We start from the raw sequence: 25,916 nt of genomic DNA on the forward strand, positions 1-25,916 counted from the left end.
GGTGATTTGTTTTGATTTGGCGATTGATCAGATCGCACAATCCGGGCTGAGTTCCCTTAAAGTGATCTACTATTCCGCGCAGCTATTTAGCGGCAGATACCAAAACCCTGCATCCCCAGATGAAAGTGACTGGCATGGGCACGATTGTATTCCGGCCCCAGGGCATTACCATAATAATCGCAACTTCGCCGGAAAACCTCTTGCAACCACTGGCCTTGCGGTGAGGTCTGCGACCACCCTGTCAGCACGCTGATTTTCTGACCATTTTTTAACCTGAATCCGGCAATATCAAGCGCATCAGCAGTCGCATGTTCGCTCAGTCTCCCACTGGCCCGGTGGTACACATTGCGACAGGCATAACTTCCCAGGTGATCGATACGTGCCAACGGTGAGGCCAGCCTCTTAACGGCCATCGGTTCTGCCACCTGTACGACAAACATCGTGGTGCTGACTGCCAGTGGGCAGCTGGCAAGGAAACGGGCACTCAGCTCCACCCTGCCGACTTTTTCCACTTGCACTGGCGACACCAGCGGACAGGTGCCATTTACCTGGTGCAACTGGCGGAAACGGAGATAGCCCTGCTGTTGCGCCGAGGAAAGTACGGCGAGGCAGGCAGCAGGATCGCTTGCCAGTTTTTTTAGCTTGTAGCGGGTAATAAAGGTGGGAGCATCCGTCACCTGCAACGGGCTGAAGGGGTCCCACGCAGAAGGGAGTGGTTTTGCCAGATATGCCGCGATAACAAGCACTGCTGCCAGCATCAGCAAGATAATTACTTTCACCCATGCTCCTCATAACGGACTGGCTCACCGGTCATCTGCAATCCGGATGCAGGTCAGACAAGAAAAATTTAGCACTGTTTTTGTACAACCGATGCAGATGATGCCCATTGAGACGAAAAAGGGGTGGCTGTGCGGCGCACAATTACACTATCTTATGCCCCTGCATATTATGTTTTTACCCATTCTGAATAACAGCCATCAGAGCTGATACAACATCACTTTTAAGGACATGAATTCCGTTATGGTTGACCAATCCAGTAAAATACCGCCGGCTGATGAAGCGCCGGGAGAACTGCGTCGTAACCTGCACAACCGACATATTCAGCTGATTGCCATCGGCGGCGCCATCGGCACCGGGCTGTTTATGGGCTCCGGTAAAACCATCAGTATGGCCGGTCCGTCGATCATCTTCGTCTATATGATCATTGGTTTTATGCTGTTTTTTGTCATGCGGGCAATGGGCGAGCTGTTACTCTCCAACCTGGAGTACAAATCATTCGGTGATTTTGCAGCCGACCTGCTTGGCCCCTGGGCCGGCTATTTCACCGGCTGGACTTACTGGTTTTGCTGGGTGGTTACCGGCATTGCCGACGTGGTTGCTATCAGTTCCTATTTCCAGCTCTGGTTCCCTGACTTTTCCATCTGGATGAGTGCGCTGCTGTGTATCATCGTGTTCCTGACGCTGAATGTTGCCACGGTGAAACTGTTTGGTGAGATGGAGTTCTGGTTTGCCATCATTAAAATTGTCGCTATCGTGGCGTTGATTGCGACAGGTATCGTGCTGGTGGCAATGCACTACCCTTCCACAGGCGGCAGTGTGGCAGCCATCAGTAATATCTGGGACCACGGTGGTATGTTCCCGAAGGGTCTGAGTGGATTCTTTGCCGGATTCCAGATTGCGGTATTTGCCTTTGTCGGTATAGAACTGGTAGGTACGGCAGCGGCGGAGACGCACGATCCGAGGAATGTCCTGCCGCGTGCAATTAACGCCATTCCACTGCGTATCATTATGTTTTATGTGTTTGCCCTGCTGGTAATTATGGCGGTGACGCCCTGGGATCACGTGGTGGCAGATCGCAGCCCGTTTGTGGAGATGTTCGTTCTGATTGGCCTGCCCGCCGCCGCCAGTATTGTCAATTTTGTGGTGTTAACGTCAGCCGCTTCATCAGCCAACAGTGGTATTTTCTCCACCAGCCGCATGTTGTATGGCATGGCGCAGCAGGGCGTGGCACATCGCCGCTTTGGCAGATTGTCCCGGCGTGCGGTCCCCACCACCGGACTGTTCTTCTCCTGTTTTTGTCTGCTGGGCGGCGTGGCGCTGATTTATCTGATCCCCGACGTGATGAAAGTCTTCACCCTGGTGACCACGGTTTCCGCCATTCTGTTTATGTTCGTCTGGACCATCATTGTCTGTTCTTATCTGGCTTATCGTAAAAAACACCCTCAGTTACACCTCGCATCAAACTATAAAATGCCGCTGGGTAAACTGATGTGCTGGGTTTGTATCGCCTTCTTTGCCTTTGTGCTGGTTCTGCTTTCGTTGCAGGAAGATACCCGCCAGGCGCTGATGGTGACGCCACTGTGGTTTATTATGCTGGGTATTGGCTGGTGGTTGCGCCAGCGCAAAGCGGCAAGATAAATACAGAAACGGGCCCTCAGGGCCCGTTTTACTATGCCCGGACGCGGATCCCCTCAATCACCATTCGCTGGACGTTATCGACTGTTTGTTGAAAAAAGCACGGATCATTAAGCGTCTGACCGGTTACCGCCTCTATCTGCGTGGCAAAATCAGCATAGTGCTGAGTGGTCGCCCATAACATAAAGATCAGGTGGTGAGGTTCAACCGCCGCCAGCTTGCCTTCCGCGATCCAGCCCTCAATCACGGCCGATTTCTCATCGACCAGCTCCCGGAGATCCCCTTCCAGTTCCCCTTTCAGCAACGGAGCGCCTTGCAGCATTTCCATGCAAAACAATCTCGAGGCCTGTGGATGGTCGCGCGAGACTTCCAGCTTGAGGCGAATATAGTCACGAATGGCTTCCAGTGGCTGCTGGTCGTTACGCAGCGCTCGCAACGGTGCCAGCCAGACATCCAGAATATCTTTCAGCACCGCAATATAGAGCGCTTCCTTTGAAGGAAAGTAGTAAAGCAGATTGGTTTTTGAAACGTCAGCCCCTTCAGCCACCCTGTCCAGGCTGGTGCCGTGAATACCATAGAGGGAAAACAGCTCCAGCGCGGCGCTGAGTATAGCCGAGCGCTTTGCAGCCACCGCTCTGGAACGGCGGCCAGGCATCTTCGACGTTGTCTTTTCTGATGAATTCACCATAGCTCCACACTTCATAAGGGTAACGGGCAGTATATCAAATGCATTCACGCTGCCCGGTGCACTTTAATTGACCATACCTGCCTGCTTATTGTGCACACTTTTTTTACCAAATGGTCCACTTTGCACCAACTGCTCTACATCAATTTAACATTAATTTTTTCAACAATATGAATTGTTAAGGTTTTTTTACATCTGGCACAACCTTTGCAAAATTACCACCGAGCGCCGCCTGAAAGGAATGGCAGGATGCATCGCAGCGCGGGAAAGATAACCCTGACACTCAGTAAAGGTCCTCCTATGAAAATTGGCGTATTTATCCCGATTGGTAACAATGGCTGGCTGATTTCAACCCATGCCCCGCAATACAAGCCTACTTTTGAGCTGAATAAAGAGATTGTGCTGAAAGCTGAGCACTATCATTTCGATTTCGCCCTGTCGATGATCAAGCTGCGGGGCTTTGGCGGCAAAACTGAATTCTGGGACCATAACCTGGAATCCTTTACCCTGATGGCGGGACTGGCTGCCGTCACGTCACGTATTGAGATCTACGCTACGGCTGCCACCCTTACCCTACCCCCGGCCATCGTGGCACGCATGGCCTCGACGGTGGACTCCATTTCAGGGGGCCGCTTTGGGGTTAATCTGGTGACCGGCTGGCAGAAGCCGGAGTATGACCAGATGGGAATGTGGCCCGGTGATGAGTACTTCTCCCGCCGTTACGATTACCTGACCGAATACGTTACCGTGCTGCGCGATCTGTGGGGCACGGGCAAATCCGATCTCAAAGGCGAGTTCTTCACCATGAACGACTGTCGCCTCAGCCCACAACCGCAAAAACCAATGAAAGTTATTTGTGCCGGACAGAGCGATGCCGGTATGGCCTTCTCGGCAAAACATGCTGATTACAACTTCTGTTTTGGCAAGGGTGTTAACACCCCGACCGCCTTTGCACCCACCGCCTCACGGATGAAAAATGCCGCCGAACAGGCCGGGCGTGACGTCGGTTCTTACGTGCTGTTTATGATTATCGCCGATGAAACCGACGAAGCCGCCCGTGCGAAGTGGGAACATTACAAAGCGGGAGCTGACGAGGAAGCACTGGCCTGGCTGACCACGCAAAGCCAACAGGATACGCGTTCCGGCAGCGATACCAATGTCCGGCAGATGGCGGATCCCACCTCTGCGGTGAATATCAACATGGGTACGCTGGTGGGTTCTTATGCCAGTGTCGCCCGGATGCTGGATGAAGTGGCCACCGTTGAAGGTACGCACGGCGTACTGCTGACTTTCGATGACTTCCTGCAAGGGATTGAGAATTTTGGCGAACGTATTCAACCCTTGATGAAATGCCGGAGCAATATCATGGAAGCCGCAAAGGAGGTGGCCTGATGAACAGTAAAGACACCGTGGTCTGTACCACTGCATCCACTAAAAATACGCTGCAACTGCCAGCACGTCCGGAAGCCATCGCTTTTCCCCCGGAACAGACCGCGTTGATTGTGGTGGATATGCAGAATGCCTATGCCAGCATCGGCGGCTATCTCGATCTGGCCGGATTCGATGTGTCAGCCACCCGCCCGGTCATCGACAAGATTAATATTGCCGTTACGGCGGCGCGTAAAGCGGGCATCCAGATAATCTGGTTTCAGAACGGCTGGGATGAACAATACGTAGAAGCGGGAGGTCCTGGCTCTCCTAACTGGCACAAATCTAATGCGTTGAAAACGATGCGCGCCAGGCCGGAGCTGTCAGGACAGTTACTGGCAAAAGGCGGCTGGGATTATGATCTTGTCGATCAGCTGAAACCTGAGCCAGGGGATATTGTGCTGCCAAAGCCCCGCTACAGCGGCTTCTTCAACACCTCACTCGACAGCATGTTGCGCAGCCGGGGTATTCGTCATCTGATCTTCACCGGTATTGCGACGAATGTCTGCGTGGAATCAACCCTGCGCGATGGCTTCTTTCTTGAATATTTCGGCATTGTGCTGGAAGACGCCACTTACCAGGCCGGTCCTCTTTTTGCGCAACAGGCCGCGATTTTCAACATTGAAACCTTTTTTGGCTGGGTGTCGGATGTCAGTACTTTCTGCTCTGTAGTGGAAAGCAAAACCACACCGCAGCATCAGACGGCCTGAACCGTGGAGATAACCCATGCCTAAAACGATTATTACCCCACCCGGAACCGGCGTTCCGATTGCACCTTTTGTGCCCGGCACGCTGGCTGACGGTGTGGTTTATGTCTCCGGCACCCTGCCCTTCGATAAGGATAACAACGTGGTGCATGTGGGTGACGCTGCTGCGCAAACCCGTCATGTTCTGGAAACGATCAAAAGCGTCATCGAAACCGCCGGCGGCACGATGGAGGATGTGACCTTTAATTCGATTTTTATTACCGACTGGAGCAACTACGCCGCTGTTAATGCGGTTTACGCTGACTATTTTCCCGGCGATAAACCTGCACGATTTTGTATCCAGTGCGGCCTGGTGAAGCCGGACGCGCTGATTGAAATCGCCAGCGTTGCTCATATTGGCCGGTAACGGAGAACGCTATGCATATTGAAGTGTCAGCGTTACCGACACCCACAGCCAGAACCCTGGTTTTGTCTGCCGGGCTGGGTGGTTCTGCCACCTTCTGGCTGCCGCAGCTCAATGAATTGCGCAGCAGATATCGCGTGGTGGTTTACGACCAGCGAGGAACGGGTCGCAGCCCGGACACGTTACCGGAAGGGTACAGCATGAGCGATATGGCTGCTGAACTGGCCACCGCGCTTGCGCAATACGGCATTGAACAGTATGAGGTCATTGGCCATGCGCTGGGCGGGATGGTCGCGATGCAGATGGCACTGGACTACCCGCAACAGGTGACCAGACTGGTCATTATTAACGGCTGGTTACGTCTTAATCCACACACCCGCCGCTGCTTCTCCGTGCGTCAACAGTTGCTGCTGAACGTCGGGGTCGAAGCCTTTGTACAGGCGCAGCCACTGTTTCTCTATCCGGCAGACTGGCTGGCGGAAAACCAGGCGCGGATCGAGGCAGAAGATGCACTGCATGTGGCGCACTTTCAGGGTATGGAGAATCTGCTGCGCCGTCTTAATGCCCTGATGGCCTGTGATTTCACCGCAAAGGCCGATGCTGTTACCCAACCGGTGCTGGTTATCTGTTCGCAGGATGACCTGCTGGTCCCCTGGACCTGCTCTGAAACCCTTTCGGCGGCGCTGCCCAACGCCACATTGCTGAAAATGGCCTGGGGCGGCCATGCCATGAGCGTCACCGACAGCAGCACTTTCAACCGACTGTTACTTGACTGGCTGGAAAATCCTGAGCCACCCATTTACGTTGAATAAACGGAGTTATCATGGCTGAAGCCCTGAACACCCACGCCTTAGAAACCCTGTTCACCGCCGCCCGCACGCATAACGGCTGGCATGACCGCCCGGTTACCGATGAACAGATCAAAACGCTGTATGATTTAGTGAAAATGGCACCGACCTCCGCCAACTGTAGCCCGGCACGCTTCTGTTTTGTTCGCAGCGCGGCGGGCAAAGAGAAACTGAAGCCCACCCTTTCCAGTGGAAATCTGGCGAAAACGATGACCGCCCCCGTTACCGTTATCGTTGCCTGGGACCCGGTATTTTATGACCGCCTGCCTGAGCTGTTCCCCCATGCCGATGCGAAATCCTGGTTTACCAGCAGCGCCGCACTGGCTGAAGAAACCGCATTTCGCAACAGCTCCATGCAGGCGGCCATGCTGATCGCCGCCTGTCGGGCGCTGGGACTGGATACCGGCCCGATGTCAGGCTTCGATCGTGCGGCCGTGGATGCCGCTTTTTTTGCCGACAGCGGATGGAAAAGTAATTTGCTGATCAATATCGGCTATGGCGATGCCACGAAAGTTTATGACCGTTTGCCGAGACTGGCATTTACCGACGCCTGTAAGATTGAATAAGGGGAAAATCATGTCGCTGCAAGCTCTGAAACCCGCTGCTGTCAACAGCGTGGAAAAACAAGATTTTCGCAATGCGATGGCGCAGCTGGGCGCGGCCGTCAACATTATTACCACCGACGGACCGGCTGGCCGGGCTGGTTTTACCGCCTCAGCGGTGTGCAGTGTTACCGATACGCCTCCGACGCTGTTGGTCTGCCTCAACCGTTCCGCATCCGTCTGGCCGGTGTTCAACGCCAATCGGCAGCTGTGTGTCAATACGCTGGCCGCAGGACATGAGTCACTCTCAACGCTTTTTGGCGGCAAAACACCGATGGCTGAACGGTTTATCGCTGCCGGGTGGTCAACGCTGTCAACCGGCTCACCGGTGCTTTCCGGTGCGGTGGCCTCTTTCGACTGTAAGGTGACCCAGGTCATGAGCGTCGGCAGTCATGACATTCTGCTCTGCGAAGTGCAGGCGCTAATCAGTAATGATACCGGCCACGGGCTGATGTGGTTTGATCGCGGTTATCATCATTTAATGCGGCAGGAAGCCAGATAAGACCGCTAATGGTCGCTGCTTTAATCACCTTTCTGGAGAAGACAATGGCAAATTCCTGGTTTCCAAAGTGGCGTAAACAGTCTGCGACGGCTCAGGGCGTGGTTGCGCCTGACGAAATGTTATCGCCAGGACAGACGCTGATTATGGGATTACAACATGCCGTCGCCATGTTTGGCGCGACCGTACTGATGCCGCTTCTGATGGGGCTTGACCCTAACCTGTCGATTCTGATGTCCGGCGTCGGGACCCTGCTGTTTTTCCTGGTAACCGGGGGCGGGTTCCCAGCTATCTGGGCTCCAGCGCAGCCTTTGTCGGCGTGGTTATTGCGGTAACCGGCTTTAACGGTCAGGGACTGAATCCGCATCTCGGTGTCGCACTGGGCGGCATTATTGCCTGTGGCGTGCTGTATACGCTGATTGGTTTTGTGGTGATGAAGGCCGGGACGCGCTGGATCGAAAAGCTGATGCCCCCCGTGGTAACCGGCGCCGTGGTGATGGCAATTGGTCTGAATCTGGCACCCATTGCGGTACACAGTGTGTCAGGCTCGATGTTTGACAGCTGGATGGCGGTCATGACCGTGGTCTGTATCGGGCTGGTGGCGGTGTTTACCCGGGGGATGGTGCAACGTCTGTTGATCCTGGTTGGCCTGATTGCCGCCTGGGCAATATATGCCCTGTTCACTAATGGTTTTGGTCTGGGTAAGCCCGTTGATTTCAGCCTGCTTGCCAGCGCCCCCTGGTTCGGCTTCCCAGGCATCACCCATCCGGTTTTTGACAGCCACGCCATGTTTTTGATTGCCCCTGTAGCGGTGATTCTGGTGGCAGAAAATCTGGGACATATCAAGGCGGTGGCGGGAATGTCGGGCAAAAATCTCGACCCTTATATCGGGCGAGCCTTTGTCGGAGATGGTCTGGCAACCATGCTCTCCGGCAGCCTGGGGGGCAGCGGTGTCACCACCTATGCTGAAAATATTGGCGTGATGGCGGTAACGCGCGTCTACTCAACGCTGGTATTTGTTGCCGCAGCGGCTATTGCTATTCTGTTGGGCTTTTCACCGAAATTTGGCGCACTGATCCATACTATTCCGGGGCCGGTGATTGGCGGGGCGTCCATTGTGGTCTTCGGCCTAATCGCCGTTGCCGGCGCACGTATCTGGGTTCAGAACAAGGTCGATTTAGGGCAGAACAGCAATCTGATCATGGTCGCGGTCACCCTCGTGCTGGGTGCCGGTGACTTTGCCCTACAGATTGGCAGCTTTACGCTGGGTGGCATTGGTACCGCGACCTTTGGTGCCATTATACTCAATGCCATTCTCAGCCGCCGACAGCCAACAGCGCGGGGCGACAGCAGCATTGTCCGTCAGGACGGTTAGTTTATTTCTGCGTCGGGCGAAGGGTTTGCCTTCGCCTTTTTTCTTTTCAACTTCAGCTCGCTGACCAGCACACCCGCCACAATCAGCCCTGCACCGACCAGCGCCAGGGCTGGCATACGTTCGCCCGCTATCCGACCGGCAATTCCGGCCCATACCGGCTCCCCGGCATAGATTACCGTGGCCCGTGTCGGTGACACGCTGCGCTGCGCCCAGTTCATTGTCACCTGAATCACCGCGCTGGCGACGGCCAGACCGATGACGCTGAACAGCAGATAAGGCGAGAATGGCGGAACGGACTCACCGTTTGGCACCATCATGCCAAATGACAATAACGACGCCACAGCGAGCTGAACCACCGTCACCCTTTTCACATCAACCTTTCCGGCACTGGCGCTAATCAGAATGATCTCTGCCGCGATGGCCAGTGTGCTCAACAGCGTCGCCATTTCACCTTCGTTGAAAGCCAGCGTATCTCCGTCGGGACCTGCCAGCATCATCAGTCCGGCAAAGGCCAGCACCACACCAATCCATGCCATCAGACCGGGCAGACGTCCAAGAAACAGCCACTGTAAAAGGGGAACAAGCGGCACATACATTGCGGTAATAAACGCTGATTTGCTGCTGTTAATGGTCTGCATACCGTAAGTCTGCAACCCATAGCCACAGCCGATAGCAAGGCCAATAAATACGCCTGCTTTAATTTCTGCTCTGTTCAGGCCGCGCAGGGATCGCCATGAAATGGCTGCCAGTATGGCCGCCGCCGTGGCAAATCGGGCACCAACAAAGAAAAAGGGGCCACTGACGGTCATTGCATGATGAACGGTCAGAAATGTCCCCCCCCAGACGATGGTGATCAGGACCAGCACCAGTTCCTGCGGGGTAAATGAGAGTTTGTATCGGGATAAGAAGTCAGACATAGCAGGCTCAGAAAAAATTTAGCCGCCAGTGTGCAGGGGGACAGGCTCCGGGTCAACCGGGATATCACCGCCGGGAGAGCCCCGGCGGTACGCAGGGAGTGACAAATGCGTCAGGTTTTTTCCTTGTTGCCACGACTGTTACGTCCCCCTTTCGCGCCAGCCAGCGAAGCGCGTTGCGGATCATTTCTGAAATTACCGCCGCTAACTTTGCCGCCTTTGCGACCTGCTTCTGATGCTCTGTTACGATCTTCAGCGAAATTGCCAGATCCACCACGATGTTCTGCCATTTCATACCTCCGGATAGTTAAGCCATCATATTGCATGGATGTGAAAGCGCCGAAAGCTGCCCGAATACTGAACGCGCCCTTCCGCACGCCTGTCACGCTACTAAGCATAGATTACTGAAGCCAGACGGAAAAATTTTCTGCCTGCCTCAGCTTAAGGCCAACCTGTAACTCACTGAAATGCCGAAGGCTGAATCATTAACCGCTGCGGTATTCAGCCTGGCAGAAAGATGCCGCAGCCCCACAACAGATTGCTGTTCAGCAGTCAGCGGTGGTCTCAACTATACTGAAAACCCCGGCTGTGAACCTCTGTCCGCAGCCATTCATCTCGCATTAACAGGTAAACACCCAATCAGGGAGTGAAAAATGGCTAAAATTTTAGTGCTTTATTATTCAATGTATGGACATATCGAAACGATGGCTGAGGCGGTTGCGGAAGGGGCTCGTCGGGTCAGCGGTGCCAGCGTAACCATCAGGCGCGTGCCTGAAACCATGGATGCAGCCCGTTTTGCAGAGGCGGGAGGAAAAACTGACCAGCAGGCAGCTGAAGCGACGCCGGAAGAGCTGAAAGAGTACGACGCAATCCTGCTCGGCACGCCAACCCGCTTCGGTAATATGGCCGGCCAGATGCGCACTTTTCTTGACCGTACCGGAGGTTTATGGGCATCAGGCGCGCTCTACGGCAAGCTGGCCAGCGTTTTTTCCTCCACAGGTACGGGCGGAGGCCAGGAACAGACCATCACGTCCACCTGGACCACCCTTGCGCATCACGGCATGGTTATTGTGCCCATCGGGTATGGCACCAAAGAGTTGTTTGATATCTCCCAGGTCCGTGGCGGAACGCCCTACGGCGCCACCACTATCGCGGGTGGGGACGGTTCACGCCAGCCCAGTGAAGAAGAGCTGAACATTGCCCGCTATCAGGGGGAATACGTCGCCGGACTGGCGGTCAGACTGAACGGATAATCTCACTTCAGGAGAGCATTATGACTACACAACAATCCAAAGCGCATCGTGTGGGAGAGTGGGCCAGCCTGCGCGCCACTTCTGTCGAGATTGCGGAAGCCATTTTTGAAGTCGCCAATTATGACGAAAGACTGGCTGAAGGGATCTGGCAGCAACAGGGCAGTGATGAAGTGCTGCTGCGTGCTTTTGATAAGACCGATAAAGACATCCTGACCTGGGATAATAAAACCGTTGAGCGAAAGAATGTCTGATCGCTGACAGGATCGGTGGGCGGAATTTTCCGCCCTTTTTTATGGTGTTACGCCGGGAAAATAGTGACCGATCGGCTCAACGGTTGGAAAACAGCCCCTGTGTTAACTACGCTTAACCGACATTAAACTGCCTGACTATCGGGCAGATGACGCCAGAAGGAGAGTCCTGTGTCTTATCAGACAATCAATCCCAGTAACAATAAACTGCTTAAATCCTGGCCTTCACACAGTGAACAGCAGGTTGAACAGGCTCTGAGTGTGGCGGACGATCTCTATCATTCTGACTGGGCAAAAGGCCCAATCCAGCCACGGTTACAGATCCTGAAAAATCTGGCAGATCTTATCGATCAGCGGGTTGATGAGCTGGCAAAAGTCGCCAGTGTGGAGATGGGGAAGCTCATTAACCAGAGCCGTGGCGAAGTGAAAATATGTGCACAGATTGCCCGCTATTATGCTGAAAATGCAGAGCGCTTCCTGGCACCCACTCGCTATCCCAGTGAACTGGGCGAAGCATGGGTAGAAAATCATCCTGTCGGCGTTCTGGTTGCCGTGGAACCGTGGAATTTTCCTTACTATCAGTTGATGCGTGTGCTGGCCCCTGCTCTGGCTGTGGGTAATCCGGTGCTGGCCAAACATGCGGCCAACGTGCCCCACTGCGCCACACTGTTTGCCGAACTGGTCAGCGAAGCAGGCGCACCAGCGGGAGCCTGGACCAATCTTTTTATCAGTAATGATCAGGTTGCCGCGCTGATTGCTGACGACAGAGTGAAAGGTGCCGCACTGACCGGTTCTGAACGTGCTGGCAGCGCGGTGGCGCAGCAGGCAGGTAAATACCTGAAAAAAACCACGCTGGAACTGGGCGGCAATGATGTGTTTGTGGTGCTGGACGACTGCGATCTGGATAAGGCGGTTAAAGCTGGCGCAGGGGCGAGACTGAGTAACTGCGGCCAGGTTTGTACGGCAGCAAAACGTTTCATAGTCCATGAAAAGGTGGCCGACGCCTTTATGGAAAAATTCATTCAGGCCTTTCGCGAGGTAAAAATTGGTGATCCACTGGATGAAGCCACCACGCTGGGCCCTCTTTCTTCTTCTGCCGCCCGCGATACCCTGATCAAACAGGTTGATGATGCCGTCGCCAGAGGGGCGAAATTGCATCTGGGTGGTAGCGCAGTAGACGGTGAGGGCTGTTTCTATCAACCCACCATTCTCTCGGCTATCACCCGTGATAATCCGGCCTATTTTGAAGAGTTCTTTGGCCCGGTGGCACAGGTCTACATCGTTAAAAATGATGATGAGGTGGTGAAGCTGGCCAACGATTCTCATTATGGCCTGGGAGGTTCCGTTTTTACCGGCGATACTGGTCGCGGGAAGAAACTGGCTTCACGGATAGAAACGGGCATGGTGTTTATCAACTCTGCGACAGATACGTCAGCAGAACTGCCTTTCGGCGGCATCAAGCGTTCCGGCTATGGCCGTGAACTCTCCGATCTGGGTATTAAGGAATTTGTGAACCAGAAACTGGTGGTGGTCAGCAGCGACTGATTGCCGCAGATGACATAGTCACCCGCTGTAAAGCAGGATTGATGGCCGCATTACAGAGGGTGACGCTTATGCCGCATTTGTTCAGGGTTTACCGGCCCTGTCAGACATCCTTACAGGGATAAGCATCTTCACCCGTAGTGGTTTAACTGAGCAGTAAAAAAAAGCAGGCCTTGCCTGCTTTTTTTCTGTTCAGGATGTCATCAGGACGCTTTTTCAGCCGCAGGCTGTTGCGCAGCGGAGTCAGCTTTGACAGGTTTGTCATCAGCACCGGATTTAGCTTTGCCAGCTTTATCTTTTGCCGCTTTGTCCGCCGCCGCCTTATCTGCCACATCCTTCTCTTTTGCCGCCTGTTCAGCTGCGGCTTTATCTGCGGCCGCTTTATCTGCCGAAGATTTCGCCTGTGCCGCTTTGTCTGCGGCTGCCTTATCGGCCGCCGCCTTTTCCGCATCCACACCGGCAGTTTGCTTGTCTGCGTCCGGTGCTGCAGCCGCAGGCTGGGCGGCTGCGGCAGGCGTCACCCCGAGAGCTTTATTTAACACCTGAGTGAACTGGTCCCATGGACAGAAACCATTCGCATCGGTTTTACAGCCGTTCATCTCCAACGTGACCCGTTTTGGTGGGGTGTCCAGAGTCAATGGCGTCACGTTGCGTAGCTGATCGCTGCTCTGATAAACATATTCAACTTTAACCAGTTCCTGATTATTTTTTCTGTCGTGCCAGCGCTGGAACTGGATCATCCCACCTATTGGCGTCCGCTCGTTCTGCTCAGGCAGGGTGTAAGGCTTAAAGTCCAGCGCGGTCAACAATGATGCGATATTAGAGTCATGCCCTACCATCAGCGTAACTTTAGGCGCTGTGGTCTTATCTTCGTCGGCTAACATGCTACGAATATAATCCACCAGCGGGGCAGCGACATTACGAGCCACTTCTGGTGAGGTAAACAGCGTATCCTGATAGGCATTTTTAATCGCTGACAACTCTTTCCACTGCTCTGGTGTTTTAATCTGCCCCCAGGCGACCTGCTCAAGTGGCATACCTTCGTAATATTGCAGGGTGAAAGCATCCACCAGAGAATTTCCAATTTTCAGCGGGCCGCTGACCCCTGGCTCCTTGCCTTTCTCGGCAGAGAACTTGTTCTGATTATCACCGGAAAGATCGCACTGCTTCTTGCCGTTACAAATTTCAGCATTTTTATAATCAATAATTTTTTCCAGACGCTGGTAAGCAGGCTTTAACGCCAGCTTATCCGCAGTGCTGTTCATCGCTGCCAGCGCCTGTTTATTAAAGGCATCACTGCCGTCAGTGATGACCGGGTTGAAGACCGGGTCCATGGTTCCCATTTCGTCCTGGTGGGAAACCGGGATGTCACAGCCCGGAAATGCACCGGTAATAAAGAACTGCGCGGTGGCGACGGTGCGTTGCAGACTGTTGGCGTAGGCATAAACCTCATCACCCGCAGGGCACTGCCCCTCTTTCAGAAGCCCCTGCTTTACCAGCCACTCTCGTGTGTAGCGCCCCATGTAGACTTCCAGCACGCCGCCCCTGGTGGTCAGCTGTCCACCCGGTACGTCCCATTGCGGCCAGGCTTTTTTCGTCGATTGCGCCAGCACGCTGCCGTTGTCGGCCAGAGGTGCGCGGAGGTTGTGGCGACTCATCATCAATACTTGTTCAAGCTGCAAATTATCGTCGGCCGCAAACGCTGAAGTTCCGCTCACTGCTGAACAGACCGCTAATGCGCAAAGACTGAACTTTCTAATCATGTGTTTTATCCATTGATTCAGGGGGTAAATCACCCGGCCAGCTTCAAAAGCAACCGTGGTCATAAATTCACTACAGCGCGCAGAATGCCTGCAACACTCCGCCAGAGAAACAGGCTCCGGCGCTGGCTTTTAAGACCTGTACCATCAGGCGCGATTCGTGCAACCAGGCTGGACAAGGACAGCTGGGAGCGTACACGAAGTACGTTATGATTTCGAGTACTGCCAGAACCGGAAATGACAGGTAAGCGAGACCGTGTGGGACAGATTATTAATATTTTGTACAGAGAATATAGCAGACTCTCGCCTTTACAAATCGGGCGCATCAGCAGAGTGAAAGGGATCCGTGCGGAGAAAAAGGAATGACCACCGATGAGCAGCACCGGGCTTTGCGAATGGGAGAAATAAAAAGGGCCAGCTTACGCTGACCCGTCGAATTTGCTGGCGGAGGAGGAGAGATTCGAACTCTCGAACGGTTTCCCGTCGCCGGTTTTCAAGACCGGTGCCTTCAGCCACTCGGCCACCCCTCCGCAATGAGGCGCACTATAAACATCCTCCTCAGCAATGTAAAGTGTGTTTTGATTCAGTTGCCTGAAAAACCGTCTGCCTACGTTTTTTTGTCGTTATTATGAACATTCAGCGCGCATAAACAGCAGGTTATCGCGTAAAGATGGGTAAAACGGCTTCCCCGGCGGCACGTTGCTCCTTATCCTCGATGCTAATTTGATGACCCAGAGAGGCATTTTTATGGATCGCATCGTAACCAGTACCAGGCAAAGCGCCTTAATCTCCACGCATAAAGTTCTGCGTAATACCTACTTTTTGTTAGGTCTGACGCTGGCCTTCTCCGCATTGACCGCCACGCTGAGTACCGTGTTCGCCCTGCCCGCCCCCGGCTTTATTTTGATGTTGGTTGGATTTTATGGACTGATGTTTCTGACTTACCGACTGGCTGACAGTCCGGCAGGCATCCTGGCTGCCTTCGCCTTCACGGGTTTTCTTGGTTATTGTCTCGGTCCGATGTTGAACAGCCTGCTTTCTGCCGGAATGGGCGACGTAATTGGGCTGGCTCTTGGCGGAACGGCGCTGGTGTTTTTCTGCTGTTCAGCCTATGTACTGACCACCCGTAAGGATATGTCTTTCCTTGGCGGGATGATGATGGCGGGTTTTGTGGTCCTGCTGGTCGCGGTGATAGCCAATATGTTCCTGCATATCCCTGCACTGCATCTGGCGATCAGCGTGATGTTTGTTCTTTTCTCTTCAGCAGCAATTCTGTGGGAGACCAGCAACATCATCCACGGCGGTGAAACGAATTACATTCGTGCTACGGTGAGTCTGTATGTCTCTGTTTATAACATTTTTGTCAGTCTGCTCAGCATCCTGGGGATGTCGCGTAATAACTGATAAAGTCGTTTCGGAAGCCTCGCGATGCGGGGCTTTTTTGTGCCCAAAAAATGTCACCGTGCCCGTCGAAGATAATTTTTGTTAAACTTCCTGCCGCATAATTATTTGAGAGGCAACGCCGTGTATTTCGAGGGTAAAAATATTGAACGTGACGCTCAGGGCTACCTGAAATCTGTTACTGACTGGAGTGAGGCCATCGCGCCTTTACTGGCAGAAGAAGAAGGAATTACTCTCAGCGAAGCGCACTGGGAAGTTGTCTGTTTTGTTCGGGAGTTTTATCTGGAATTTAACACCTCTCCTGCCGTGCGTATGCTGGTCAAAGCTATGGCGAAAAAATACGGCGAGGAAAAAGGAAACAGTCGCTATCTGTTTCGCCTGTTTCCTAAGGGACCGGCCAAACAGGCCACTAAAATCGCCGGTTTGCCAAAACCGGTGAAATGCCTGTAGCCGTGTCTTTGCACAGACAAAGGGTGATGTCCGGAACAAATCAGCTGATAGTAAATCCTGTTGGCGGTTCCGCAGGCCGATAAGGCTCAACCAGCACCCTTTCCACCTTAGCACTGCGTGGTCCCCCGGCTTTTAACCACGAAATTAACGCATCCACCTTCTGTGCCTCACCGATAATCAGCACCTCAACGCTGCCATCGGAAAGATTTCGCGCATAGCCGGTCAGCCCCAGATGTCTGGCTTCAGACTGGGTATGGTAACGAAATCCTACCCCCTGAACCACACCATAAACCCACGCCCGCATACCCACCGTAGCCATTCTGCCTCCCTCCTTTACACCTGGATTGCATTTTGCCCTTCGACACCGGACAATGACGCCTGATTTTCTGACTGTAAGCATAGCAAATATGACTGTTCGTTTGATTCTTGCCAAAGGGCGTGAGAAGTCTCTGCTTCGCCGCCATCCCTGGGTTTTTTCAGGAGCCGTCTCCCGCCTTGAGGGCAAAGCCCAGCGCGGGGAAACGGTAGATGTCTGTGACAGCCAGGGTAACTGGCTGGCCCGAGCCTCCTGGTCCCCGGACTCGCAAATTCGTGCCCGTATCTGGAGCTGGCAGCAGGATGAGTCGATTGATATCACCTTCTTTATTAAACGCCTGCAAACTGCCCAACGGTTGCGCGACTGGCTGGCGGTACGTGACGAGCTGGACAGTTACCGTTTGATCGCCGGTGAATCTGACGGCTTACCTGGGATAACCATTGATCGTTTTGGTAATTTCCTGGTGCTGCAACTGCTCTCAGCAGGCGCTGAATACCAGCGCGCAGCACTGATTACCGCCCTGCAACAGTGCTATCCGGAATGTGCTGTTTACGATCGTTCTGATGTCGCAGTAAGGAAGAAAGAAGGTCTGGAGCTGACGCAGGGCGTGGTAACAGGCGAAACGCCGCCAGAGCTGCTGCCGATTACCGAACACGGCATGAAATTGCTGGTAGATATCCGCACCGGGCACAAAACCGGCTACTATCTCGATCAACGTGACAGTCGCCTCGCCACCCGTCGCTATGCCGCAGACGCCCGCGTTCTGAACTGCTTTTCTTACACCGGCGGCTTTGCTGTCTCTGCCCTGATGGGCAACTGCGCAGAGGTTATCAGTGTGGACACGTCGCAGGCTGCGCTGGATGTGGCGAGAAAAAATATCGAGCTCAACAAGCTGGATCTCTCCAGAGCTCAGTTTCTGCGCGACGACGTATTCAAATTACTCCGACGCTACCGGGACAGCGCAGAGAAATTTGATCTGATCGTCATGGACCCACCTAAATTCGTCGAAAACAAAAATCAGCTGGCCGGTGCCTGCCGTGGGTATAAAGACATCAATATGCTGGCGATGCAGTTGCTTAACCCAGGTGGCATTCTGCTGACTTTCTCGTGTTCCGGGCTGATGCCAACGGAGCTGTTTCAAAAAATTATCGCCGATGCCGCACTGGATGCGCAGCGGGAAGTTCAGTTTATCGAGCAGTTCCGTCAGGCTGCGGATCATCCGGTCACAGCCAGCTATCCGGAAGGATTATATCTGAAAGGATTTGCCTGTCGCGTAATCTGACTTGAAAAGGCGTCACTCCGTCCCCATTCTGAAATCAGTCAAGTTTTCAGGAGGTGATTATGATTGCCAGCAAGTTTGGACCCGGCCAGCAAGTACGTCACACACTACTCGGCTTTGCGGGCGTAGTGGTCGATGTTGATGCAGAGTATTCGCTGGACCAGCAGGAAATTGATACGGCAACGGGCAGTGAATCGCTCCGCGCTGCGCCGTGGTATCACGTGGTGATGGAAAATGAACAAGGTGAGACTGTACATACCTACCTGGCTGAGGCCCAGCTTTCATGGGAGTTGCCAGGCGACAGTTCCGAACACTCTTCAATAAACGATCTGGCCGTGTCCATACGCCAGCAGCTCAAGGCTCCTCATCTCAGGAACTGAGCACGGCATTTATCCCTTTTTTTGCAGCCCAAGACGAGGTATTTCAAGTTTTGGGCAGCGATCCATGACCACCTTCAGCCCGGCATCCGTAGCCATTTTCGCCGCCTGCGAATTAATCACACCCAGCTGCAACCAGAGATACTTCGCGTTAATGGCAATGGCTTCCTGTGCAATACCTGGGGTAGCCTCCGCATTACGAAAAACATCTACCATATCGACAGGTTCAGGAATATCAGCAAGTTGGGCATAAACCCTTTGTCCCAGAAGCGTCTGCCCTGCCAGTCTGGGGCTGACCGGTGAAACTTTATACCCCTGTGCCAACAGGTAAGCCATTACACCATAGCTGGGACGGCCAGGTTTTTCACTTGCCCCCACCAGCGCAATATGGCGCGTGTCAGTCAGAATCTCTGCCAGTATTTCATCGTTCACAATCACTTCCTCCATAAATCCGGATTTTGATTAAACATCCTGTAAAGAGCCATAATTCCTTCTCTTATCTCAGATATGCGCTGGAAATTAGCACAAATAAATATGTTAAAATGTTAATATGCTGCCATACTGAAAGACTTTGATACATTCGGCCTTTTCGCGTATCTGCACATCCGGAGAAATAATGAAGCTGCGTCTGGTGATAACAGGACTTTTCACTCTGCTCGCTACAGTCGCCACCCAGGCAACAACCCTGAAGCTGGCACCCGATATTGATCTGCTGGTGCTGGACGGGCGCAAAATTTCTGGCTCATTGCTGAAAGGTGCAGATGGACTGGAGCTGGAGCGTGGACAGCATCAGGTACTTTTTCGTATGGAAAAAAACCTGAAAAACAGTTCGCAGACGCTCATCCCCTGGATTTCAAATCCCCTGATTGTTACTTTTAACGCGCAGGTCCGCTCGATCAGTATTACTTTGCCCGCGTTGACTACTGTGCAGCAAGGGATGGCCTTTAATACGCATCCCGAGTTTCATCTCTACGATGAACATCATCAGCTGATAGAAAGCCAACAGGATCATCTGATGACCGCCAAAGATGAAAATTTTGAGCAGGCTATGGTGGCTTATAATATGCAAGGCAATGTGGCTTCTGTCCCCCGCTTTGCACGGTCTCACACTGCGGGCAGTTCATCAGTGGGTAATCGTGCACTGGACTTTGCTCAGGATACAGGCAGTACAGTGACTTCCGGCAGCCGGGTACTTCAATTGTGGTACGACCAGGTGGATTCAGCGACGCGTCAGCGCCTGGCTATGCTGTTAAGAGCGCTGCGCGCAACCTGATTTTGTATGCTTTGTGCTTACCCGCCAGGCGTATTCAGTTTTATATATTTTTACCCAATACAAGGATGCAGTAATGGAGAACACCACCCGTCAGATTCAGCAAAAAAAACATATTGCACTGGTCGCACATGACCATTGTAAAAAATCTTTGATGGATTGGGTCGATACCCACAAAGATGTTTTAAAGCATCACTCTCTTTATGCTACCGGTACAACGGGGAATCTGATTCAACGGGCCACCGGTTTGTCGGTTACCGCGATGTTAAGCGGACCAATGGGCGGCGATCAGCAGGTGGGCGCGTTGATATCGGAAGGAAAAATTGACGTATTGTTCTTCTTCTGGGATCCGTTGAATGCCGTGCCGCACGATCCCGATGTAAAAGCACTTTTACGTCTGGCCACCGTGTGGAATATCCCGGTTGCGACTAACCGTTCAACCGCCGATTTTATCATCCACTCTCCGCTGTTTTCCACTGAGGTCGCAATTGTCATCCCGGATTATCAGCGTTATTTACAGGAACGTCTTAAGTCATAATCCTGCTTAACTTTACGGTTTACGTAGTACCGGAACGCCGAGTCGTTTGAACTCCTCAACGAATACTGACGGCGCGTCAGCATCAAACAGCATCCACACTTGTTTTCTGGCGCGTGTAATGGCGACATAAGCCAGTCTTCTCTCTTCAGCATCCATAAAATCTTCAGGTTGAGGCAACAACGCTTTCTCCATTACTGATTCGCGGGCAACTGCCGGAAACCCATCACTTCCCGCCTTCAGCCCCAGCAGTAACACGTAATCTGCCTGCTGACCTTTGCTGGCATGGATGGTTGCATGGTCAATTTTCAATTTTGGCCATCGGGTGACCGCTTTTTCCAGCAAATGTGGACGCAGATAATGGTATCGGGTGAGCACTAATATCCGTTCATCCGGCGTGACATAACCGCTCAGTTTATCCAGCAATGCTTCCAGCTGCGCCTCAGGTAACAGCAAGACAGACTTTTTATTTCCTTTACTCACGCTGTTCAGCGGTTTTTTTAACTGATACGGGTTGCTCTGGATAAAATTACTGGCAATCTCGCCAATGCGATCGTTAAAGCGGTAGGTGGTATCAAGAATACAACTTTCACCCTCGCCAAAGTGATGGTGAAAAGCAGTGGTTAGCGTCATTTCCGCACCGCTAAAACGGTATATAGCCTGCCAGTCATCTCCTACGGCAAACAGTGAAGTTTGTTTATTCTGCCTTCTGAGCGCAGCCAGCAGTGCAGCTCGTTGTGGTGAAATATCCTGAAATTCATCCACCAGAATATGTTTCCACGGGGTAATAAAACGGCCTTTATCGAGAATATTGATCGCCTGATGAATCAGCCCTGAAAAATCCACAGCCCCCTCTTCTTTAAGTTCACGTTTCCAGGCTTTCATAATCGGTGCCATCAACTTCACCCGTTTGGCAAACTGCTCACGCATGTCTTCAGGTGCTGACTCAATCATTGCCGCCTGGGCACCACCGTGCATTCGCATCAGCCCAAGCCATTGCTCCAGACGACTCACCAGTCGTTTCGCCAACCGCTCATCATTCCAGAAATCCTCGCCCGGCTGCCAGTCAAGATCACCTTCCAGCCACTGCCGCCAGCCATTGGCATGCGCCTTTTTTTCACTGCATTGCTGACGCCAGATATCAATCAGCAGTTGCTGTCGCAACTTACTGTCCGTCTCCAGTTTGCTAATCTTCGGTGACTTTGTGCTGCCCTGCTGGATGATATGAAGTGCAAGTGAATGAAAGGTTCGCGCCTGAATACCTTCCGTATCCAGACGAGCAGTGATGCGGTCGTTCATCTCTTCCGCTGCTTTACGACCAAACGCCAGCAACAGAATCTGGTCCGGTGTTGCCTGCCTGCGCGTCAATAACCAGCCGACACGAGCGACCAGCACCGATGTCTTTCCACTTCCAGCCCCCGCCAACACCAGCACGGCCTCTTCACCGTTGATTACCGCCCTGGCCTGGGACGTATTGAGCGGGGATGTTTCAACGGTATTAAAATAGTCTGCATACTGTTGCAGCATTTTCTGCGACCACTGCGTATTACGTTCTTTGCGACGTCCATCGCCGTTTTCCAGCCATTGCTGAAGAAACTGATACGCATCACGACAGTTAGTGAACTCCGGCAACCTTGCTACTGGCAGAGGAAGGGAAGCAAAGGCCTGCAACACGGCCTGATCCCATTCAGCGATATCGCTGCGTTTTAACCATTTATCCTGTTGCTCAAGATGTTTGATCCTGGTCACTGCGTCATTGAGAACCTGAGCTGAAATGTTACTCATCTCCGTACTCCAGCTCTGCCACGACTGATTCAGATAATGAAAAAAACGTTGAGTTTCCTGCCATTCCGTTCCATGCAGCCGCACGACTTTTTCATCAGGCAACGTAAATTCAAGCTCTCCCCACACCAGACCACGTTTACATCTGATAGCCAGAAGTTGATTAAAAGGAATCAGATACTCATGTTTTTCACCACTGACCTCGATACCTGCTGACAATAACCTCACCCGATTATAGGGATGTTGTGCCAGATGCTTACCCAGCGACGTCGCTTTCAGTTCCATAATCTTTCTCAGGTGTGGTTATCGTATGTTGGCAACAGTTTAACGGCTGGCACTGTACCGCTCCAGCCTTAAAACGCGGTACAATCAAGCAATTGAATCGCGTTATAAGTAGCAGACATAAGGAACAGTACCAATGCGTGCAGTTTTAAATATTTTGAATTTTATTCTGGGCGGTTTTCTCACCACCTTTTGCTGGCTGATTGCGACGCTAATCAGCATCATTTTCATCTTCACTTTGCCACTAACCCGCTCCTGCTGGGAAATTACCAAACTGTCCCTCTTGCCTTACGGCAATGAAGCAGTACATGTTGATGAGCTTAATCCCGAAAAAAGAAATGTGCTGATGAACTCCGGAGGAACCTTGTTAAATATTTTGTGGTTCATCTTTTTTGGTTGGTAGTTGTGCCTGATGCATATCATGGCGGGTATAACGCAGTGCATCACTCTGATCGGCATTCCGACGGGCATCGCGAACTTTAAAATTGCCGTCATTGCCCTGTGGCCTGTGGGTCGTCGCGTCGTCAGCGTTGAGGTCGCCAGAGCCGCCCGTGAGGCCAACGCCCGCCGTCGTTTTAACTGAGGCATCAATGCGCTTAATGTTAACGCCACACCTGAGACGCTATGCCTGTAACAGCACACTGCTGTATAACCTGCGCATCCTCATTGCCTTATCAGGAAGTGTGGGCCTGCCGTGGTGGCTGGGACAAATTAGCTGGACCATTCCGTTAACATTAGGTGTGGTTGCTGCTGCACTGACCGACCTGGATGACCGACTGAGTGGTCGGCTGCGCAATTTACTGATTACACTGATCTGTTTTTGTGCTGCATCCCTCTCTGTTGAGCTGCTGTCACCGTATCCCTGGCTGTTCACCATTGGACTGGCGCTGTCAACCTGGAGTTTCATCCTGCTTGGGGCGCTGGGACAACGCTACGCCACTATTGCTTTTGGCGCTTTGCTCATTGCCATCTATACGCTGCTGGGCGTCGGCCTGTTTCCACAGTGGTATCTTCAGCCGTCACTGCTGCTGTGCGGTGCCGTCTGGTATAATCTCCTGACGCTGACCGGACACCTGATTTTTCCCATTCGTCCATTACAGGAAAATATCGCCCGATGCTTTGAAGGTTTAGCTGTTTATCTGGAGGCAAAGGCAGGCCTTTTTGATCCTGATATCGAAGAACATGATGATAAGTCTTTGATTGATGTTGCTATGACTAACAGTCAGTTAGTCTCTGTCCTTAATCAGACAAAAATTTCCATTCAGTCGCGCCTACGCGGCGATCGGGGGCAACGAGGAACACGGCGTACACTGCACTACTATTTTGTCGCTCAGGATATTCACGAACGCGCCAGTTCTTCTCATGCTCAGTACCATGCTTTACGCCGTGAGTATCGTTACAGCGATATTCTGTTTCGCTTTCAACGGCTCCTCTCACTTCAGGGTAAAGCCTGTCAACAATTGGCAAATTGCATCCTGATGCGTGAAAGATATCAGCATGATGTCCGTTTTGAGCGCAGTTTTATGCATCTGCATGCGGCGCTGCGGCGTCTGAGCACATCTCATCCGACCAACAGCGATGTGCAGGCAATGACATTTCTGTTACATAACCTTAAAGCCATCGACGCACAGCTGGCGGCTGTCGAATCAGAACAGGATGTAGTTCAGGATTACAATAACCACGATCAGGCACTTTCAAGCGAGGGGTTGACCGGCTGGCAGGATATCAGGTTGAGAATCAGCCGACATCTTACACCTGACTCAGCCCTTTTTCGCCATGCGGTGCGCATGTCGCTGCTGCTGTGTAGTGGATATGCTTTTATTAAACTGACCGGAATGGAGCATGGCTACTGGATCCTCCTGACCAGCTTATTTGTCTGTCAGCCCAATTATAATGCGACCAAACGTCGACTGGCTTTGCGTATTGTCGGCACTCTGGCCGGTATTGTCGTCGGTTTACCCCTGCTGTGGCTGATACCTTCCGTAGAGGGGCAACTCATCCTGATTGTTATTAGTGGGGTGCTGTTTTTTGCCTTTCGTCAGTCACGATATGCCAACGCAACCCTGTTTATCACGCTGCTGGTTTTATGCTGTTTTAATTTGCTGGGTGAAGGTTTTGAGGTTGCACTGCCCCGGATTATCGATACGCTTATTGGCTGTGGCATTGCGTGGCTGGCCGTAGCGTTTATCTGGCCGGACTGGCGTTTTCGCCGTCTCTCTTCGATTATCAGGCAGACTTTGCATACCCATTGTCGCTATCTTGATGCGATTCTTGTGCAATATCATCAGGGTAAAGATAATCGTCTGGATTACCGGATTGCCCGACGTGATGCTCACAACAGCGATGCTGAACTGGCTTCCGTCGTCTCAAATATTTCAGCTGAAAAAAATGTCAGTGCATCACTTCGTGAAAATGCCTTCCGATTCCTGTGCCTGAACCATTCTTTTCTGAGTTATGTTTCAGCACTGGGCGCACACCGGGAAAAACTCACCGATTCTTTAATGCTGCAACTATTGGATGATGCAGTCTGCTATGTTGATGATGTATTACAGATGGAAACGCAGGATGAAGCAAAAGCGCAGCGACTGCTGAGCAATCTGTCGCTGCGTATTAAGGCAATGGAAGCCAGGCCGGAAACAAAAGAGTCGCTGGTTCTGCAACAAACAGGCTTACTGGTTGCACTGCTTCCGGAAATTTCACAGTTAAAGAAGCAGATTATCAACGGGTAGATTTTAGTTTTTCAGCGTAGCGCTTCAGGCGCAGCGTTTCACAGTACCAGTGTCGAAGCTCAGCTTTAATCGCCTGGGGCAATGCCTGATGGTGCCGCCCCAGGATGGCACCCTCGAGGGCAAAGAGGACGTTGATCCCCAGATTTTGATTATGCGCATGCAATTTTAGCCAACACCGCCTGGACCCCTGCTCTTTGAGCATTTTGACTGTGCTGATGCCAACATGACGTAACAGCACCTCAAGACGCATAGTAAGATTGGGCAGATCTTTTAACCGACGGTTCTGCTGGTTCCACGCCCGTTGCTGCATTGCACCTTGTAAACAAAGCTTTGATAAAGCTAATAGCTGCTGTGGTTCCTTCCACAATGGCTCATCTACCCGGTAATACTCCAGGGAGACAGGAATTCCTCTTTTATTCAACGTCAGGGATTTCATCTTTCTCTCTGTGATATAAGGTCTGACCTGCTCACATGCACGAAGATACAGCTCCCCATCTGCAACCACGGCAAAAACGACACGGTCCACAGAAAGACTAAAACCACCAAACTGGCTGCGGCAGGCAATGTCTCCCAGCTGTGCAAGTTTGTCTTTTGTAATCGCAATCATACTCTTAGTGTCTTCCATAATATTTTTTCCTTACTTTGTGTCTGTACAGATACTTTCCGGGGAAAAAGTATGCAATAGCGGTTACAGGTTCAATTAATAATTGCTGTTCCATCCGCTTACATTCCGATTTTGCGATGCGTTTTGAAAAAATAAGATTGATCTTTGCTCATCATACCTATACTGTACATTCATACAGTGATATGCGAGCC

26 protein-coding genes, 1 tRNA gene and 2 pseudogenes are annotated in these 25,916 nt (G+C 52.3%); 19 read left to right on the forward strand and 10 right to left on the reverse strand.

Going from position 1 to position 25,916, the window contains the following annotated elements; translation table 11 throughout:
- Positions 1-86 precede the first annotated feature (86 nt).
- The gene (locus BG55_RS19300; protein ID WP_034941338.1) at positions 87-758 is read right to left on the reverse strand and encodes an extensin-like domain-containing protein; all 672 of its coding nucleotides are present in this window, start codon (positions 756-758) and stop codon (positions 87-89) included.
- A 262-nt stretch (positions 759-1,020) separates the two neighbouring features.
- Between BG55_RS19300 and cycA the strand changes: the two genes are divergently transcribed.
- Positions 1,021-2,418 (forward strand): D-serine/D-alanine/glycine transporter, encoded by a 1,398-nt coding sequence (gene cycA / locus BG55_RS19305; RefSeq protein WP_034941036.1) that lies wholly within the window; start codon positions 1,021-1,023, stop codon positions 2,416-2,418.
- Positions 2,419-2,449: 31 nt separating this feature from the next.
- On the opposite strand, the gene rutR is transcribed toward cycA, so the two are convergent.
- Positions 2,450-3,103 (reverse strand): HTH-type transcriptional regulator RutR, encoded by a 654-nt coding sequence (gene rutR, locus BG55_RS19310; protein WP_034941039.1) that lies wholly within the window; start codon positions 3,101-3,103, stop codon positions 2,450-2,452.
- A 297-nt stretch (positions 3,104-3,400) separates the two neighbouring features.
- Between rutR and rutA the strand changes: the two genes are divergently transcribed.
- The 7 genes and pseudogenes from rutA (at position 3,401) to rutG (ending at position 8,962) form a co-directional block, all read left to right on the forward strand.
- Positions 3,401-4,492, forward strand: a complete 1,092-nt coding sequence (rutA, locus tag BG55_RS19315) for a pyrimidine utilization protein A (protein WP_034941340.1) — start codon at positions 3,401-3,403, stop codon at positions 4,490-4,492.
- Entirely contained in the window at positions 4,492-5,238 is a 747-nt protein-coding gene (gene rutB / locus BG55_RS19320) for a pyrimidine utilization protein B (protein WP_052018966.1), read from the forward strand. The genes rutA and rutB overlap by 1 nt, the downstream gene beginning before the upstream one ends.
- Before the next feature lie 16 nt (positions 5,239-5,254).
- Positions 5,255-5,641: a pyrimidine utilization protein C gene (gene rutC / locus BG55_RS19325; RefSeq protein WP_034941041.1), complete on the forward strand. Its 387-nt coding sequence runs from the start codon at positions 5,255-5,257 to the stop codon at positions 5,639-5,641.
- 11 nt (positions 5,642-5,652) lie between these two features.
- Entirely contained in the window at positions 5,653-6,450 is a 798-nt protein-coding gene (gene rutD / locus BG55_RS19330) for a pyrimidine utilization protein D (RefSeq protein WP_034941044.1), read from the forward strand.
- An 11-nt stretch (positions 6,451-6,461) separates the two neighbouring features.
- Positions 6,462-7,052 (forward strand): malonic semialdehyde reductase, encoded by a 591-nt coding sequence (locus BG55_RS19335; protein WP_034941046.1) that lies wholly within the window; start codon positions 6,462-6,464, stop codon positions 7,050-7,052.
- 10 nt (positions 7,053-7,062) lie between these two features.
- Complete coding sequence (gene rutF / locus BG55_RS19340) at positions 7,063-7,590, forward strand: NADH-dependent FMN reductase RutF (protein WP_034941049.1); 528 nt, start codon at positions 7,063-7,065, stop codon at positions 7,588-7,590.
- 44 nt (positions 7,591-7,634) lie between these two features.
- Positions 7,635-8,962: pseudogene (gene rutG / locus BG55_RS19345) on the forward strand (pyrimidine utilization transport protein G).
- Here the strand turns inward: rutG and BG55_RS19350 are convergent.
- Both BG55_RS19350 and BG55_RS19355 read right to left on the reverse strand, forming a co-directional pair.
- Positions 8,959-9,879, reverse strand: coding sequence for a DMT family transporter (locus BG55_RS19350; protein ID WP_034941050.1), 921 nt, complete (start codon positions 9,877-9,879; stop codon positions 8,959-8,961). The pseudogene rutG and the gene BG55_RS19350 sit on opposite strands and share 4 nt — an antisense overlap.
- Positions 9,880-9,989: 110 nt before the next feature.
- A complete protein-coding gene (locus BG55_RS19355; protein WP_034941053.1) occupies positions 9,990-10,166 on the reverse strand; it encodes a con-10 family general stress protein in 177 nt (58 codons plus the stop codon).
- A 363-nt stretch (positions 10,167-10,529) separates the two neighbouring features.
- Between BG55_RS19355 and wrbA the strand changes: the two genes are divergently transcribed.
- The 3 genes from wrbA to BG55_RS19370 all read left to right on the forward strand — a co-directional run bounded on the left by wrbA (position 10,530) and on the right by BG55_RS19370 (position 12,922).
- A complete protein-coding gene (gene wrbA, locus BG55_RS19360) occupies positions 10,530-11,129 on the forward strand; it encodes an NAD(P)H:quinone oxidoreductase (RefSeq protein WP_034941056.1) in 600 nt (199 codons plus the stop codon).
- A 20-nt stretch (positions 11,130-11,149) separates the two neighbouring features.
- Positions 11,150-11,380, forward strand: coding sequence for a YccJ family protein (locus BG55_RS19365; RefSeq protein ID WP_034941058.1), 231 nt, complete (start codon positions 11,150-11,152; stop codon positions 11,378-11,380).
- Positions 11,381-11,548: 168 nt separating this feature from the next.
- Positions 11,549-12,922 carry an NAD-dependent succinate-semialdehyde dehydrogenase gene (locus BG55_RS19370; protein ID WP_034941061.1) on the forward strand — a complete coding sequence of 458 codons (1,374 nt, stop codon included), beginning with the start codon at positions 11,549-11,551 and terminating at the stop codon, positions 12,920-12,922.
- A 200-nt stretch (positions 12,923-13,122) separates the two neighbouring features.
- On the opposite strand, the gene agp is transcribed toward BG55_RS19370, so the two are convergent.
- A complete protein-coding gene (gene agp, locus BG55_RS19375) occupies positions 13,123-14,682 on the reverse strand; it encodes a bifunctional glucose-1-phosphatase/inositol phosphatase (RefSeq protein ID WP_034941344.1) in 1,560 nt (519 codons plus the stop codon).
- Positions 14,683-15,121: 439 nt separating this feature from the next.
- Positions 15,122-15,209: transfer RNA gene (locus BG55_RS19380), tRNA-Ser, on the reverse strand.
- A gap of 217 nt (positions 15,210-15,426) precedes the next feature.
- On the opposite strand from BG55_RS19380, the gene yccA reads away from it, so the two are divergent.
- Together yccA and tusE are read left to right on the forward strand one after the other, a co-directional pair.
- Positions 15,427-16,083, forward strand: a complete 657-nt coding sequence (yccA, locus tag BG55_RS19385; protein WP_034941064.1) for an FtsH protease modulator YccA — start codon at positions 15,427-15,429, stop codon at positions 16,081-16,083.
- Positions 16,084-16,203: 120 nt separating this feature from the next.
- Positions 16,204-16,530, forward strand: coding sequence for a sulfurtransferase TusE (tusE, locus tag BG55_RS19390; protein WP_034941065.1), 327 nt, complete (start codon positions 16,204-16,206; stop codon positions 16,528-16,530).
- Positions 16,531-16,570: 40 nt separating this feature from the next.
- Here tusE and yccX read toward each other — a convergent pair whose 3' ends face one another.
- Positions 16,571-16,849 (reverse strand): acylphosphatase, encoded by a 279-nt coding sequence (gene yccX / locus BG55_RS19395; RefSeq protein WP_034941067.1) that lies wholly within the window; start codon positions 16,847-16,849, stop codon positions 16,571-16,573.
- An 88-nt stretch (positions 16,850-16,937) separates the two neighbouring features.
- On the opposite strand from yccX, the gene rlmI reads away from it, so the two are divergent.
- Together rlmI and hspQ are read left to right on the forward strand one after the other, a co-directional pair.
- Positions 16,938-18,128: a 23S rRNA (cytosine(1962)-C(5))-methyltransferase RlmI gene (gene rlmI, locus BG55_RS19400; protein WP_034941068.1), complete on the forward strand. Its 1,191-nt coding sequence runs from the start codon at positions 16,938-16,940 to the stop codon at positions 18,126-18,128.
- A 59-nt stretch (positions 18,129-18,187) separates the two neighbouring features.
- Complete coding sequence (gene hspQ / locus BG55_RS19405; RefSeq protein ID WP_034941069.1) at positions 18,188-18,505, forward strand: heat shock protein HspQ; 318 nt, start codon at positions 18,188-18,190, stop codon at positions 18,503-18,505.
- Between the two features lie 9 nt (positions 18,506-18,514).
- On the opposite strand, the gene BG55_RS19410 is transcribed toward hspQ, so the two are convergent.
- Positions 18,515-18,949, reverse strand: coding sequence for a CoA-binding protein (locus BG55_RS19410; RefSeq protein WP_420889625.1), 435 nt, complete (start codon positions 18,947-18,949; stop codon positions 18,515-18,517).
- 169 nt (positions 18,950-19,118) lie between these two features.
- Here BG55_RS19410 and BG55_RS19415 point away from each other — a divergent pair, with 169 nt between their 5' ends.
- Together BG55_RS19415 and BG55_RS19420 are read left to right on the forward strand one after the other, a co-directional pair.
- Positions 19,119-19,775 carry a YccT family protein gene (locus BG55_RS19415; protein ID WP_034941071.1) on the forward strand — a complete coding sequence of 219 codons (657 nt, stop codon included), beginning with the start codon at positions 19,119-19,121 and terminating at the stop codon, positions 19,773-19,775.
- A gap of 73 nt (positions 19,776-19,848) precedes the next feature.
- Positions 19,849-20,310 carry a methylglyoxal synthase gene (locus BG55_RS19420; RefSeq protein WP_034941072.1) on the forward strand — a complete coding sequence of 154 codons (462 nt, stop codon included), beginning with the start codon at positions 19,849-19,851 and terminating at the stop codon, positions 20,308-20,310.
- A 12-nt stretch (positions 20,311-20,322) separates the two neighbouring features.
- Here the strand turns inward: BG55_RS19420 and helD are convergent, their stop codons facing one another.
- Positions 20,323-22,374 carry a DNA helicase IV gene (gene helD / locus BG55_RS19425; RefSeq protein WP_034941074.1) on the reverse strand — a complete coding sequence of 684 codons (2,052 nt, stop codon included), beginning with the start codon at positions 22,372-22,374 and terminating at the stop codon, positions 20,323-20,325.
- A gap of 133 nt (positions 22,375-22,507) precedes the next feature.
- On the opposite strand from helD, the pseudogene BG55_RS19430 reads away from it, so the two are divergent.
- Both BG55_RS19430 and yccS read left to right on the forward strand, forming a co-directional pair.
- Positions 22,508-22,954: pseudogene (locus BG55_RS19430) on the forward strand (YccF domain-containing protein).
- A gap of 7 nt (positions 22,955-22,961) precedes the next feature.
- Positions 22,962-25,100, forward strand: a complete 2,139-nt coding sequence (yccS, locus tag BG55_RS19435) for a YccS family putative transporter (protein WP_235192803.1) — start codon at positions 22,962-22,964, stop codon at positions 25,098-25,100.
- Here the strand turns inward: yccS and BG55_RS19440 are convergent.
- Entirely contained in the window at positions 25,090-25,725 is a 636-nt protein-coding gene (locus BG55_RS19440) for a TfoX/Sxy family DNA transformation protein (RefSeq protein ID WP_034941078.1), read from the reverse strand. The genes yccS and BG55_RS19440 overlap by 11 nt on opposite strands.
- Positions 25,726-25,916 lie beyond the last annotated feature (191 nt).

The sequence above is a fragment of the Erwinia mallotivora genome (assembly GCF_000590885.1).
Classification (GTDB): Bacteria; Pseudomonadota; Gammaproteobacteria; order Enterobacterales; family Enterobacteriaceae; genus Erwinia; species Erwinia mallotivora.

Bases quoted from the DNA above. Each gene is read 5' to 3' on its own strand.
- BG55_RS19300 (WP_034941338.1), bottom strand. From the start codon at position 758: ATGCTGGCAGCAGTGCTTGTTATCGCGGCATATCTGGCAAAACCACTC.
- cycA (WP_034941036.1), top strand. From the start codon at position 1,021: ATGGTTGACCAATCCAGTAAAATACCGCCGGCTGATGAAGCGCCGGGA.
- rutR (WP_034941039.1), bottom strand. From the start codon at position 3,103: ATGGTGAATTCATCAGAAAAGACAACGTCGAAGATGCCTGGCCGCCGT.
- rutA (WP_034941340.1), top strand. From the start codon at position 3,401: ATGAAAATTGGCGTATTTATCCCGATTGGTAACAATGGCTGGCTGATT.
- rutB (WP_052018966.1), top strand. From the start codon at position 4,492: ATGAACAGTAAAGACACCGTGGTCTGTACCACTGCATCCACTAAAAAT.
- rutC (WP_034941041.1), top strand. From the start codon at position 5,255: ATGCCTAAAACGATTATTACCCCACCCGGAACCGGCGTTCCGATTGCA.
- rutD (WP_034941044.1), top strand. From the start codon at position 5,653: ATGCATATTGAAGTGTCAGCGTTACCGACACCCACAGCCAGAACCCTG.
- BG55_RS19335 (WP_034941046.1), top strand. From the start codon at position 6,462: ATGGCTGAAGCCCTGAACACCCACGCCTTAGAAACCCTGTTCACCGCC.
- rutF (WP_034941049.1), top strand. From the start codon at position 7,063: ATGTCGCTGCAAGCTCTGAAACCCGCTGCTGTCAACAGCGTGGAAAAA.
- BG55_RS19350 (WP_034941050.1), bottom strand. From the start codon at position 9,879: ATGTCTGACTTCTTATCCCGATACAAACTCTCATTTACCCCGCAGGAA.
- BG55_RS19355 (WP_034941053.1), bottom strand. From the start codon at position 10,166: ATGGCAGAACATCGTGGTGGATCTGGCAATTTCGCTGAAGATCGTAAC.
- wrbA (WP_034941056.1), top strand. From the start codon at position 10,530: ATGGCTAAAATTTTAGTGCTTTATTATTCAATGTATGGACATATCGAA.
- BG55_RS19365 (WP_034941058.1), top strand. From the start codon at position 11,150: ATGACTACACAACAATCCAAAGCGCATCGTGTGGGAGAGTGGGCCAGC.
- agp (WP_034941344.1), bottom strand. From the start codon at position 14,682: ATGATTAGAAAGTTCAGTCTTTGCGCATTAGCGGTCTGTTCAGCAGTG.
- yccA (WP_034941064.1), top strand. From the start codon at position 15,427: ATGGATCGCATCGTAACCAGTACCAGGCAAAGCGCCTTAATCTCCACG.
- yccX (WP_034941067.1), bottom strand. From the start codon at position 16,849: ATGGCTACGGTGGGTATGCGGGCGTGGGTTTATGGTGTGGTTCAGGGG.
- rlmI (WP_034941068.1), top strand. From the start codon at position 16,938: ATGACTGTTCGTTTGATTCTTGCCAAAGGGCGTGAGAAGTCTCTGCTT.
- hspQ (WP_034941069.1), top strand. From the start codon at position 18,188: ATGATTGCCAGCAAGTTTGGACCCGGCCAGCAAGTACGTCACACACTA.
- BG55_RS19410 (WP_420889625.1), bottom strand. From the start codon at position 18,949: ATGGAGGAAGTGATTGTGAACGATGAAATACTGGCAGAGATTCTGACT.
- BG55_RS19415 (WP_034941071.1), top strand. From the start codon at position 19,119: ATGAAGCTGCGTCTGGTGATAACAGGACTTTTCACTCTGCTCGCTACA.
- BG55_RS19420 (WP_034941072.1), top strand. From the start codon at position 19,849: ATGGAGAACACCACCCGTCAGATTCAGCAAAAAAAACATATTGCACTG.
- helD (WP_034941074.1), bottom strand. From the start codon at position 22,374: ATGGAACTGAAAGCGACGTCGCTGGGTAAGCATCTGGCACAACATCCC.
- yccS (WP_235192803.1), top strand. From the start codon at position 22,962: ATGCGCTTAATGTTAACGCCACACCTGAGACGCTATGCCTGTAACAGC.
- BG55_RS19440 (WP_034941078.1), bottom strand. From the start codon at position 25,725: ATGGAAGACACTAAGAGTATGATTGCGATTACAAAAGACAAACTTGCA.